This window comes from Saccharopolyspora sp. NPDC049357 (assembly GCF_040677225.1).
Lineage (GTDB): Bacteria > Actinomycetota > Actinomycetes > Mycobacteriales > Pseudonocardiaceae > Saccharopolyspora.
The window spans coordinates 77994-89734 of sequence record NZ_JBFAQJ010000028.1 but is presented as its reverse complement, the minus strand read 5'-3'; the positions used below and the strand labels follow the sequence as shown (position 1 = coordinate 89734).

9 protein-coding genes are annotated in these 11741 nt (G+C 69.7%); 2 read left to right on the top strand and 7 right to left on the bottom strand.

Annotated elements, in window-relative coordinates; all coding sequences use genetic code 11:
• Positions 1 to 259 precede the first annotated feature (259 nt).
• The 5 genes from AB0J91_RS22405 to AB0J91_RS22385 all read right to left on the bottom strand — a co-directional run bounded on the left by AB0J91_RS22405 (position 260) and on the right by AB0J91_RS22385 (position 7027).
• Positions 260 to 3562 carry an arabinosyltransferase domain-containing protein gene (locus AB0J91_RS22405; RefSeq protein WP_363872004.1) on the bottom strand — a complete coding sequence of 1101 codons (3303 nt, stop codon included), beginning with the start codon at positions 3560 to 3562 and terminating at the stop codon, positions 260 to 262.
• 216 nt (positions 3563 to 3778) lie between these two features.
• Positions 3779 to 4690 (bottom strand): glycosyltransferase family 2 protein, encoded by a 912-nt coding sequence (locus AB0J91_RS22400; protein WP_363872001.1) that lies wholly within the window; start codon positions 4688 to 4690, stop codon positions 3779 to 3781.
• A complete protein-coding gene (locus AB0J91_RS22395; protein WP_132623511.1) occupies positions 4687 to 5505 on the bottom strand; it encodes an ABC transporter ATP-binding protein in 819 nt (272 codons plus the stop codon). The genes AB0J91_RS22400 and AB0J91_RS22395 overlap by 4 nt, the downstream gene beginning before the upstream one ends.
• A gap of 17 nt (positions 5506 to 5522) precedes the next feature.
• Positions 5523 to 6386 carry an ABC transporter permease gene (locus AB0J91_RS22390; protein WP_363871999.1) on the bottom strand — a complete coding sequence of 288 codons (864 nt, stop codon included), beginning with the start codon at positions 6384 to 6386 and terminating at the stop codon, positions 5523 to 5525.
• Between the two features lie 107 nt (positions 6387 to 6493).
• Positions 6494 to 7027: a bacterial proteasome activator family protein gene (locus tag AB0J91_RS22385; protein ID WP_363871996.1), complete on the bottom strand. Its 534-nt coding sequence runs from the start codon at positions 7025 to 7027 to the stop codon at positions 6494 to 6496.
• A 134-nt stretch (positions 7028 to 7161) separates the two neighbouring features.
• Between AB0J91_RS22385 and AB0J91_RS22380 the strand changes: the two genes are divergently transcribed.
• Positions 7162 to 8361, top strand: a complete 1200-nt coding sequence (locus tag AB0J91_RS22380) for a cysteine desulfurase-like protein (protein WP_363795098.1) — start codon at positions 7162 to 7164, stop codon at positions 8359 to 8361.
• A gap of 82 nt (positions 8362 to 8443) precedes the next feature.
• Here AB0J91_RS22380 and AB0J91_RS22375 read toward each other — a convergent pair whose 3' ends face one another.
• On the bottom strand, positions 8444 to 9421 hold the full coding sequence (locus tag AB0J91_RS22375; RefSeq protein ID WP_363871993.1) for an NAD(P)H-quinone oxidoreductase: 978 nt from the start codon (positions 9419 to 9421) through the stop codon (positions 8444 to 8446).
• Between the two features lie 152 nt (positions 9422 to 9573).
• Here AB0J91_RS22375 and AB0J91_RS22370 point away from each other — a divergent pair, with 152 nt between their 5' ends.
• Positions 9574 to 11085: a M28 family metallopeptidase gene (locus tag AB0J91_RS22370; RefSeq protein ID WP_363871991.1), complete on the top strand. Its 1512-nt coding sequence runs from the start codon at positions 9574 to 9576 to the stop codon at positions 11083 to 11085.
• A gap of 47 nt (positions 11086 to 11132) precedes the next feature.
• Here the strand turns inward: AB0J91_RS22370 and AB0J91_RS22365 are convergent, their stop codons facing one another.
• Complete coding sequence (locus tag AB0J91_RS22365) at positions 11133 to 11738, bottom strand: hypothetical protein (RefSeq protein WP_363871988.1); 606 nt, start codon at positions 11736 to 11738, stop codon at positions 11133 to 11135.
• Positions 11739 to 11741 lie beyond the last annotated feature (3 nt).

Below are 11741 nucleotides of genomic sequence, written 5' to 3'. Positions count from 1 at the left end.
CTGCAGTAACTCCCTACCCCTAGACCCCGGCCCACCTACTAAACCCCCCCCACAACCCCCCCCCCAACTACCCACACCCAATCCCCCTCCAATTTCGCGCGAAATTCGAATCCGCCCCCGCAACGGGTGAACACCTCCGGGGCAGGAGTGGCTCGGGAAGTGCGTGGTGATGCGGGGAGGCCCTCGCACGTGCGAGCGCCCCTCCCGCCGGCCGTGGCCGGCAGGAGGGGCGCTCGGGGCGAGGCTCCTCGGGTGAGGACTACTGGTCCGACTCCTCGGGGGCCTCGAAGCCCTTGACGTCGTTGCGGTCGTCGGAGCTGGGGACGTCGCCCGGGAGCTGCAGGGACTTCGGCAGCGGCCCCGGAGTCCAGTTGCCCCAGTGGGTCTCCGTGTGGACGTCCATGGCCGTCTGAGCCGGTACGGCGTCCGCGTCGTACGGGTCCACCGCGTACAGCGAGCCCCAGTCCCGGTGGATGTTGTTCTTCATGTACGTCGGCAGCTCGCGCATGCTCGTCGCCACGTTCAGCCAGCCGAACGGGCCGCCGGAGTCCGGCGACGACCAGCCCTGGCCGATGTCGCGGACCTCGGCGCCCGCCGCGACCCGGAACTTCGGGATCTCGGCGACGCCGTGGTGCACGCGCGGCAGCTGCAGGCACGGGTGCACCAGCGCGGCCGTCCACTCCACGAACGCGGGCTGGTCACCGACGAAGTCGGTCATGTTCACCAGCTGAGGCGCGCGCGGGGCGCTGACCGCGACCCAGCCGTTCGGGCCGAGCGCGTTGTCCACCGCGACCACGCGCATCTTCGTGGCGCCCTCGGACTTGCCGCCGAGCGTGTAGCGGAAGTCCCGCCAGTTCGGGCCGCCGTCCCGCTGCACCACGTACTTGCGCTCGGTGATCAGGAAGCCGTTCGGGGTGTCGTGCCCGAACTCCAGCGCCACCGAGTTCGCGCCCAGCTCGGCGCCGGCCAGCGACAGCACCACCGGCACCTCGCCGCGCTGCGCGCGCTCCGGCAGGTCGTACCACTGGGTGCGCAGCTCACCGGTGCCGACGGCGGCGGCGTCGTAGCTGCCCCACACCGGCGCCTTGTCGTTGCCGAACTGGTGCGGCGGCTTCCAGTTGGGTTCCTGCGGGTCGGTGCCGTCGCCCGGCGGCAGGCCGGGCTGGTTGAAGCCGGACAGCTTCGCCCGCATGTACTCGTCGGCGTCTTCCTTGTCCTGGAGGCGCTTGGGCGGGACGCCGATCTCCTTGTCCTCGGACGGCGCCGCCGTGGCCGGTTGCTCCCCGGCCACGCGCAGCATCCCGGACTGCGGGTTGGTCTCGACGTAGATGTAGTCGGACAGGCCGCAGCTGGTGCCCACGATCTGCTTGATGTTGTCCGAGCCGAGGCTGTAACTGCCCCACTGCTTCTGGATGACCTTGCCGAAGTTCGCCAGTTCGAACAGCACCAGCAGGGCGCACAGGATCGACAGCGGAGCGGTGCCCATCCGCAGCGCGCGGCTGCGCCTCTCCTCGCGGCTGAAGCGCTCGTCGACGACCTTCGGGTTGTGCTCGTCGATCCTCAGATGCTCGATGAACGCCACGACCAGCGCGATGAACGCGATGATCAGCAGGATGGTGCTCAGGTGCCTGCCCTTGAGCTGCGGCGGCATGTTGTACCAGGGCACACCCCAGCCCGAGACGTACCACCACGCGTTGGGGCCGGTGGCGGCGAAGGCCAGGATGACCATCAGCCCGGCGAAGAACGCGGCCCGGTTGCGCTTGGATCGCAGCACGGTGGTGCTGGTGGCCAGCGCGGTCAGCGCGGCCAGGGCACCGCCGGTGGCGGCGAAGATGCCGAAGTGGTGCGACCACTTGGTGGGGGTCAGCACGAGCACGCCGAAGGACATGGCGCTGATCGCCAGCAGTCGCCTGCTCGGTCCCAGCGCCGCACCCCGGATCCGCCCGCGGCGCAGCAGCACCACGGCGCAGGTCGCCAGGCACAGGATGACCAGCAGCACGGGGAAGCGTCGCGTCATGGAGCCGTCCGCCGTGGGGCTGAACAGCAGGTTGTAGCGGCTGAGCTCCTCGTACCAGCTCTGGCTCGGGCCGATGTCGGTGCGCAGGTCGGTGGCGTCCATGACCGACTGCCACGTCTGGTCGGCGAACACCAGCGTCAGGATCACGAAACCGGAGGAGGCGATCGGCGCCAGCACCGGCAGCCAGCCGAACTCCAGGGCCCGCTTGCGCACCAGCCGGAACAGCGGCTTGAGGGCGGCCACGAACGGCAGCACGGACACCATGCCGTGCGGGTTCGCGCCCACCGACAGCGCGGCGACCACGAGGCCCAGCGCGGCCGGCATCAGCCGGTCGGTGGCCACGGCGCGCTCGACGGCGCACAGCGCCAGCAGCGAGAACAGCACCACGACGGGTTCGGGGCGCAGGCCGTTGTTGTAGGGCAGCCAGAACGCCAGGAACACGGCCGCGGCCGCCCACCCCGCGGCGTTGGAGCGCCGGACCTCCTGGCCGAGCCTGGGCAGCACCTCGCGGGAGATCAGCAGCCAGCTGACGATGCCCATCAGCAGCGCGGGAAGTCGCACCCACGGCGTGGCCGTGGAGACCTGCACCCACACCGAGTACAGCTCGTAGAACCAGCCGAACGGCGCCTCCGGGACACCGAACCACCGGTAGTAGTTGCTGACGTACCCGAAGCTCTCTCGCGCTCGCGCGATGTTGAGGATGTAGCCGTCGTCGGAGGTCATCGCCCCGACGACCCACCACACCAGCAGCGAGCCGATCACCGCGACGTCCCGGAACGTCGGCTTCCACCAGCCGATCGCCAGCCACTTCGGGGGACGCCTGCCCGCGCGCACGTCCAGGCGCCGCAGGCAGATCACCGAGCCGAGGAAGGCCAGCACGGTCAGCGCGATCACGGCGAGCTTCAGCGACGTCGCCTGGCTCTCGTAGCGGGTGTCCACGCGCGCCTCGAACGACAGGCCGCGCACGTCGTCGAGTCGGTCGTCGATGCTGGAGTACACGCCGGTCAGCTGCGGGCGCTGGTCGCCGCGCAGGTTGGCGATCGACTGGTCGCCGACGCTGGCGGTGCTGCCGTAGCCGTCGGAGCGCAGCGAGATCGAGCAGTCCCCGGCGGGAATCGCCGCGGTGCCGACCTGCTGGCCCTTGGTCAGCAGCGTCAGCTGGCCGTTGTCGACCTGCAGCGTCAGACCGGTCAGCTTGCCGTAGTCGGACGAGGGCGGGTTGGTGCTCAGCAGCACGGCCGCGCCGTTGGTGCGCGCGTCGAGGCTGCGCGCCGAGACGCACGGCACCTCCGCGTTGAGCCACAGCGGCGAGTAGCCGACCAGCGGCGCCGACACCGACTTGGTGCCCTCCGCCGTCGGCCACTTCAGGGTCGTGACGTCGTGGTTGACGGGCAGGAACGGCACCGCCAGGGCGAGCACCGTGCCCAGCACGCCCAGCACGGAGGCGAACAGCTTCAGCCGCCTGGCCGACGGTCGAGCGCGGTCGGTCCCGTTGTCTGCCGAAGGGTCGTCCGTTCGGCGGCTGTCTTCCTGGCCACTGAGCACGAAGGGAGAATAGTAGTTGCTGGTCCGGGCGCTTTCGCGGCATTCCGAGGGTGTGCGAATCGACACCAGAGGTAACGTCGTGAGCTGCGAACTCAGTTCGATCTCAGGCGCCTCTAAGCGTCTCGTGACCTTCCGGTTATCGATCCCGCTGTGAAGTCCGCGTAAAAAGCGAGCGGTCGCCGGGAGTTCCGGCGACCGCTCGGTCGAAGCTTCGGATCAACGGCGGAAGAACCGCTCCTTGCGTCCCTGGATCACCAGGCGCAGCCACTCGCGGAACGCCTTCGGGTCCTTGCGCTGCACCACGAAGTACAGGCCGAACCGGACGACCTCCAGGGCGCCGATCTTGCGCATCCCCGGCTGCGAGAGCAGGTATCCGCGGTTGCGGTAGGTGTAGTAGCGCTTGTTGGCGTCGGAGGGGTCTTGGGCGTGGAACCGCCCGCCCAGCATCGGTTTGAACTCCGCCGAACCGTCCGGGTGCAGGAACTTCGTGCGGAACGTGGTCCCGAACGGCAGTCCCGAGCGCACCAGGCGGCGGTGGATCTCCACCTCGTCGCCCCGGAAGAACAGCCGGTAGTCCGGCACGCCCACGACGTCGAGCGTGGTGGCGCGGAACAGCGCGCCGTTGAACAGCGAGGCGATGCCCGGCAGGAAGTCCTCCGGCAGCTCGCTGACCTCGCGCTTCCAGGTCAGGCCGCGGCGCAGCGGGAAGGCGAGCGTGTCAGGGGTGTCGATGTTGACCACCACCGGCGACACGGCGGCGAGCCGCCGCTTTTCGGCGACCTCCAGCAATGTGGACAGCGCGTGCTCGTCCGCCGGGCGGCCGTCGTCGTCACCGAGCCACACCCACTCCGCGCCGAGGGACAGCGCGGTCAGCATGCCCAGCGCGAAACCGCCGGCGCCGCCGAGGTTTCGCTGCGAGGCGATGTAGGTGGAGGGCACCGGGCAGTCGTCGACCACGTCGGAGGCCGACTGGTCGGGACCGTTGTCGACCACGACCAGGTGGTCCGGCAACCGGGTCTGACTCGCGATGACCTTCAGGGACTCGGCCAGCAGCTCGCGACGGTGCCTGGTGACGATGACCGCGACTACGGATCCGGCGGGCAGCTGCTGTGCGGAGTCGGTGCTCATGAGCCTTCTTCGCTCCCGATCGTGGCCCGCGATTCGCCGATCCGGGCCAGGGTTTCCTCACTCAGGTTGTTGAAGGGGTCGTACCCCTTGTAGTGCGTCAAGACCTCGCGCAGCGAGCCCTCTTCGCGGATACCGCCCTTGTCCATCCAGATCGCGGTGCTGCACAGCTCGACGAGGAACTCGTCGGAGTGCGACGCGAAGACAAGCATGCCGGATCGCTTGACGAGGTCGTTGAGGCGGTCCCGCGCCTTCTCCAGGAACTCCGCGTCGACCGCGCCGATGCCCTCGTCCAGGATCAGGATCTCGGGGTCGATCGAGGTCACCACGCCCAGCGCGAGCCGGACCCGCATGCCGGTGGAGTAGGTGCGCAGCGGCATCGCCAGGTAGTCACCGAGCTCGGTGAACTCGGCGATGTCGTCGATCCGCTTCTCCATCTCCTTGCGGGACATGCCCAGGAAGAGGCCGCGGATGATGATGTTCTCGTAGCCGGAGATCTCCGGGTCCATGCCCACGCCGAGGTCGAACACCGGCGCGACCTTGCCGACCACGCGAGAGCTGCCCCGGGTGGGCTCGTAGATGCCCGAGAGCAGCCGCAGCAGCGTGGACTTGCCCGCGCCGTTGTGGCCGACCAGCGCGACCCGGTCACCTTCGCGCAGCGACATGTTGATGTCGTGCAGCGCCTCGATGACCGGCACCCGGCTGTCCGTGCCGATCTTGCCTCCGGCTCGGCCGAGCACGGCCTTCTTCAGCGAGCGGGACTTCGCGTCGAAGATCGGGAAGTCGACCGCCGCGTTCCATACGTCGATGCTGACCATGGTTTATTCGGCCTCACTCAGACCCAGTAGGAGACACGGGCACGGTAGTTGCGCAGCACGAACAGCGCCACGGCCCAACCCACGACGGTGATCGCGCCGCACACCAGCCAGTGGTGCCAGGCGATCGGGCTGCCGAGCATCGGCTGCCGGATGATCTCCAGGAAGTGCATGAACGGGTTGATCTCGGCGAGCTTCGCGCGCTCTGCGATCACGGGGTTCGGGCTCGACTTGAACTGGTCGTAGTTCCACACGATCGGCGTCATGAAGAACATCAGCTGCACGATGCTCTGGGTCACCGGCGGGATGTCGCGGAACCGCGTCGAGATGGTGCCGACCACCAAGATCACCCAAGCGCCGTTGAGGCCGATCAGCACGAACGCCGGGATCGTCAGCAGGATCGTCCACGACAACGGCTGCGGGAAGATCAGCAGCAGCACGAAGTACACGGCGAGGTTGTGCGCGAAGAACAGGACCTGCCGCCACAGCAGCCGCAGCACGTGAATGCTGACCGGCGCCGGAAGCTGCTTGATCAGGCCCTCGTTGGAGATGAAGACCTCGGAACCGTCGTTGACGCAGTTGCCGATGAAGCCCCACACGATGAAGCCCACCGCGAGGTAGGGCAGGTGCTCCGCCAGCGGCTGCCCGAACAGCTGCGAGTAGAGCAGACCGAGCGCGGTGACCGTGACGGCCATGCTGATGGTGATCCACAGCGGGCCGATGACGGAGCGGCGGTAGCGCTGCTTGATGTCCTGCCAGCCCAGATGAGCCCACAGCTGTCGCTGGCTGAGGGCGTCACTGATGTCCTTGAACGCTTTTCGCCAGGACCGCGGCGAGATCTCAGAAGGCGCCGTAGGTCGGTCTAGCGTGCTCGTAGCATGCACGAGCGAAAGAGTACCGACCGCGCGTGTGCACACTCGGGCTGGGCATCACTCGAAGGCGTAGCGCCCGCTTGACGTCGGGCGCTACCTTCCGTTACCGCGCAGGACCGCTACAGGTACTGCCCGGTGCCCTTGGTCGGGCCCATCTCCGGATCGCCGGAACCTGCCGGCAGACCTCGGCGCATCTGCTCCAGCTGGGCTCGTGCGGCCATCTGCTGGGCGAAGAGCGCGGTCTGCAGGCCGTGGAACAGGCCCTCCAGCCAGCCGACCAGCTGGGCCTGGGCGATCCGCAGCTCGGCGTCCGAGGGCGTGGTCTCCTGCGCGAACGGCAGCGACAGCCTTTCCAGCTCCTCGATGAGCTCCGGCGCAAGGCCCTGCTCCAGCTCCCGGATGGAGGACTGGTGGATCTCCTTGAGCCTGCTGCGGCTGGCCTCGTCCAAGGGCGCCTGGCGCACCTCCTCCAGCAGCTGCTTGATCATGGTGCCGATGCGCATCACCTTGGCCGGCTGCTCCACCAGGCCGTTGATGTCCTCGCCGTGCTCCTGGCCCTCTTCGCCGACCTCGGTCGCGCCGGCACCCACGGGGTTGCCGTCCTCGCCCACCACGAACACCTGCGGGCGCTCTTGTTCGTTCATGGCTGCCATGGTTCCAGTGTGCCGCCAGGTCGTGGGAGGGGTCGTGCCGACTCGCCCGCAGCGCTGGGGCGACGGCTCGCGAGTGATGCAGTATCGACCACCCTGGACGCCGCCGAGTCCCGCGTTTCAGTAATGTCTGGATCATGGCGTTCGACGTCGCGGCGGTTCGCGGTCTCTTCCCGGCGCTCGGCGACGGGTGGGTGCACCTGGACGCCCCGGCAGGCATGCAGGTTCCCGAGCAGGTGGCCACGGCGGCGTCCACCGCCCTGCGGGCCCCGGTTTCCGGTCCCGGCGGGAACTTCCCCGCTTCGCAGCGCGCCGAGGCGATCGTGGAGGCCGCTCGTCGCGCGATCGCGGATCTCGTGGGTGCCAAGCCTTCCGGAGTGGTGCTCGGGCCGAACTCCGCCGTGCTGCTCGGCAGGCTCGCCGACGCCCTGGGCGACGGCTGGATGATCGGCGACGACGTCGTCGTCTCCCGGCTGGACTCGCCTGACAACGTCGACCCGTGGCAGCGCGCCGCTCAGCGCTCCGGTTCGACCGTGCGCTGGGCCGAGATCGACATCGAGACCTGCGAGCTGCCGACCTGGCAGTACGGCGACCTGGTCACGCCGCGCACGAAGGTCGTGGCGATCACGGCGGCTTCGGGCGCGGTCGGCACCCGGCCGGACATCCGCCCGGCCGCGGAGGCCGCTGACGAGCACGACGCGCTGCTGGTCGTCGACGCCTCCTCCGCCGCGCCCTTCGTCCCGCTGGACGTCACCGAGCTGGGCGCCGACGTGGTCGCCGTCAACGCCTCGGCGTGGGGCGGTCCGCAGGTGGGCGCGCTGGCCTTCCGCGACCCGGCGATGCTCGACCACCTGCCGTCGGTCTCGCTCGACCACAGCGCTCGGGGACCTGAGCGCCTGGAGATGGGGCCGCACGCGCTGCCGCTGCTCGCGGGCCTGATCGCGTCCGTGGACTACCTCGCCGGTCTCGACGACGCGGCCATCGGGCCGCGCCGGGAACGGCTGCTGACCTCGCTGCGCGCGGTGAAGTCCTACCAGGCGGGTCTGCTGACCAACCTGACCAACGGGCTGCGCAAGCTCCCCGAGGTGATGCTCATCGGCGACGCCATGCGCCGGATCCCGTCGGTGGCCTTCACCGTCAACGGCGTCAAGGCCGAGGACGCCGTCTCGCACCTGGCGGACCAGGGCATCTGCGCCTTCGCCGACCCGGGCACCCACGGCGTCTTCGCGGCCCTGGGCGCGGCCGAGGTCGGCGGAGCCATCCGGGTCGGCCTGGCGCACTACACGAACTCCACCGAGGTCGACCAGCTCCTCCAGGCGGTCGCCGACCTCACCTGACCGGGTGGGAAATTCGAATTTCGCGCGAAATTTGAACGCCGAAGTTCGGGCTCGAATTTCGCGCGAAATTCGAATCCGGCCCTCACCGCACCAGGAGGATCTTGCCCCGGACGTCGCCCGATTCGAGGGTGGTGTGGGCGCGGGACGCCTCGGCCATCGGGATCCGCGTGTGCACCGGCATCCGCACCTCACCGCTCTCGATCAGCGGCCAGAGGCGTTCGCGCACGTCGGCGACGATGCGGGCCTTGCCGTTCGGTCCTTCCACGGGGCGCCCGCGCAGGCCGAGGGCCGACATGCGCAGGCGCTTCATCAGCATCTTGCCCATGTTCAGCTCAGCCTTGGCGCCGCCCTGCATCCCGATCACGGCCAGGAACCCGTCCGTGGTCAGCGCGGAGAGGTTCCGGTCCAGGTAGGACGCACCCATGTTGTCGAGGATGACGTTCGCCCCGCCGAGACCCTTGACGACCTCGACGAAGTCCTCGTCGCGGTAGGAGATCACCGGGTCGGCGCCCAGTTCCGCGCAGAGCGCCCGGCTCTCCGCCGATCCCGCGGTCGCGGCGACCCGCGCGCCCAGCGCCTTGGCGATCTGGATCGCGCAGGTCCCGATGCCGCCCGCGCCGCCGTGCACCAGGAACACGTGACCTTCGCGCAGTCCGGCCTCCATGACGACGTTCGACCAGACGGTGCAGCCGACCTCGGGAATCCCGGCCGCCTCCACCAGGTCCACCCCGGCGGGCTTGGGCAGCACCTGCGCCGCGGGGACGGCCACCCGCTCGGCGTAGCCGCCGCCCGCGAGCAGCGCGCACACCTCGTCGCCGACGTTCCAGCCGGTCACGCCCTCGCCGATCTCGGCGATCGTGCCGGAACACTCCAGTCCGGGGACCTCGCTTGCGCCCTTGGGCGGCGGGTAGTTGCCTTGGCGCTGAGCGAGGTCGGCGCGGTTGACCGCGCTGGCCACGACGTCGATGACCACCTCACCGGGGCCGGGTTCGGGGTCCGGGTGTTCGGTCCACACCAGAACGTCGGGGTCACCGGGCTCGCGGATTGAAATCCCATGCATGCCCGTGACGGTAGTCAGCCTCGGGCGGCGCGAAAACCGAGAACGCGGGCCGAGTCGGGAAATACGGGAAAGATTCCCGCTTCTCCAACTCGGTCCGGGTTCGCTTGACTGTGTCGGACAACCACTCGATCCGCACAAAACGGGGGAGCTCGATGAGTTCGCGAACCATCACACCCAGGCGCACGGCTGCTGCTGTGGCCGCCACTTGCGCGGCAGCTCTGGTCGCCATCGCCCCGGCCTCCGCAGCGCCGGCCGGCCTCGGCGACCGGATCACCGGTGACGCGGTCAACCGTCACCTGATCGCGTTGCAGCGGATCGCCGACAGCAACGGCGGGAACCGCGCGTCCGGGCTTCCCGGGTACGAGGCGAGCGTGGACCACGTCGCGGGCAAGCTGCGCGGTGCGGGCTTCGACGTGACCACCCCGGAGTTCACCTACGACGCCTACTACCTGGACTCCTTCAGCCTCGCGGTCGCCGGTCAGCCGACCGAGGGCGACGCGCTGGAGTACTCCCCGGCCACCCCGCAGGGCGGGATCACCGCTCCGCTGTCGGTCGCCGCGGTCGACGACACCCCGGGCTGCGAGGCCACCGACTTCCCCGCTGACGTGGCGGGTTCGGTCGTGCTGATCCAGCGGGGGTCCTGCACCTTCGCCGACAAGCAGCGGGTCGCCGCGGATCTCGGTGCGGCGGGCGCGATCATCTACAACAACGTCGACGGGCCCCTCAGCGGCACGCTCGGCGACCCCGCGGACGCGCGCATCCCCAGCGCGGGCGTGACCAAGCAGGTCGGCGAGGCCCTGGCCGGGCAGGCGGGCGCCGAGGTGAAGCTGGACGTCCAGTCGCGGCTGGAGACCGTCACCACCCGCAACGTCGTCGCGCAGACCCGCACCGGCCGCCCCGACAACGTCGTGATGGCAGGCGCGCACCTGGACAGCGTCGCGGAAGGGCCGGGCATCAACGACAACGGCAGCGGCAGCGCCGGATTGCTGGAGACCGCGCTGCGCATGGGCGGCAGCCCGCAGACCGAGAACGCGGTGCGCTTCGCCTGGTGGGGCGCGGAGGAGTCGGGCCTGATCGGCTCCACGAAGTACGTGCAGGGCCTGACCTTCGAGCAGCAGCTCGACATCGCGCTGTACCTGAACTTCGACATGATCGGCTCGCCGAACGCCGGCTACTTCGCCTACGACGGTGACGACTCCGACGCCGTCGGCTCGGGTCCCGGCCCGCAGGGTTCGGGTCAGATCGAGAAGGACTTCGTGGCCGCGATGGCCGCGGAGGGCGTGGAGCTGGAGGGCACCGACTTCAACGGCCGCTCCGACTACGGCGAGTTCATCGCCAACGGCATTCCCGCGGGTGGGCTGTTCACCGGTGCTGAGGGGGTCAAGACCGACGCCCAGGCCGCCAAGTGGGGTGGCACGGCGGGTGTGGCTTACGACCCGAACTACCACCAGGCGGGCGACCACCTCGGCAACATCGACCGCGTGGCCCTGGAGCGCAACGCCAAGGGCCTCGCGAACGTCGTCGAGGCGTACTCGCACAGCACGGAGGCGGTCAACGGCATGCAGACCCGCGAGGAGCGGGCCAGCACGCGCCAGGCGCAGCTGTCCACCTTCGCCGCGCACGCCGAGGGCCGGGCGATCCCGCACGGCCACAACGCGAGCTGACCGGCCGCTGAGCGGGGCGCGGTCGTCACCGCGCCCCGCTCACCGGGTCAGGAGATGGTCACCTCTGCCGGGAGCTGCAGCGCGCCGCTGAGCGTCGCGCTGGTAGCGCCGTCGCAGAGCAGGCCGCTCTCCCCGATCGGGAACGAGGCGTTGGAGTTGGCGGTCAGCTGATGGGTGCCGTTGTCCCAGCCGTTGGCCGGTACGGCGGCGTTGTCCACGGTGATCGTGCACACGCCGCTGATGGTCACCGTCGCGCTGGCCTGGCTGATCTCCACGCTGCCGGTGCTGGTCGCGGTGGCCAGCCACTGGCCGGACGGGGTGACGGTGGTGGCCGCGGACGGGGCGAGCGAGTTGGTGCAGCGGGTGATGGTCGGCGCTGCCGGAGCGCCGGAGGAATCCACGGTTCCGGCGACGGCCGGGTTGCCGGCGACAGGTGCCTGGACGTTGCCGTTGACCACGTCGCACCTGACCTCGGTGCCGGTGTTGGCCGTCATGACCAGCTGCGTCCCGCTGGCCAGGGTGATGGGTTCGACGGTGTTCTGCGGGTTCCACTGCACGGCCTGGGCGGTGGCCGCCTGGGCCGCCGCGGCGCCGCCGAGGGAGAACGCGGCGATCATCGCCACTGCTGCGATCTTGTGTCGTCCTGCGCGCATCAT

What these genes read in the sequence shown, in the direction of transcription:
- AB0J91_RS22375 (WP_363871993.1), bottom strand. Translation starts at nt 9,421, where the DNA reads ATGCATGGGATTTCAATCCGCGAGCCCGGTGACCCCGACGTTCTGGTG.
- AB0J91_RS22385 (WP_363871996.1), bottom strand. Translation starts at nt 7,027, where the DNA reads ATGGCAGCCATGAACGAACAAGAGCGCCCGCAGGTGTTCGTGGTGGGC.
- AB0J91_RS22370 (WP_363871991.1), top strand. Translation starts at nt 9,574, where the DNA reads ATGAGTTCGCGAACCATCACACCCAGGCGCACGGCTGCTGCTGTGGCC.
- AB0J91_RS22380 (WP_363795098.1), top strand. Translation starts at nt 7,162, where the DNA reads ATGGCGTTCGACGTCGCGGCGGTTCGCGGTCTCTTCCCGGCGCTCGGC.
- AB0J91_RS22365 (WP_363871988.1), bottom strand. Translation starts at nt 11,738, where the DNA reads ATGCGCGCAGGACGACACAAGATCGCAGCAGTGGCGATGATCGCCGCG.
- AB0J91_RS22395 (WP_132623511.1), bottom strand. Translation starts at nt 5,505, where the DNA reads ATGGTCAGCATCGACGTATGGAACGCGGCGGTCGACTTCCCGATCTTC.
- AB0J91_RS22400 (WP_363872001.1), bottom strand. Translation starts at nt 4,690, where the DNA reads ATGAGCACCGACTCCGCACAGCAGCTGCCCGCCGGATCCGTAGTCGCG.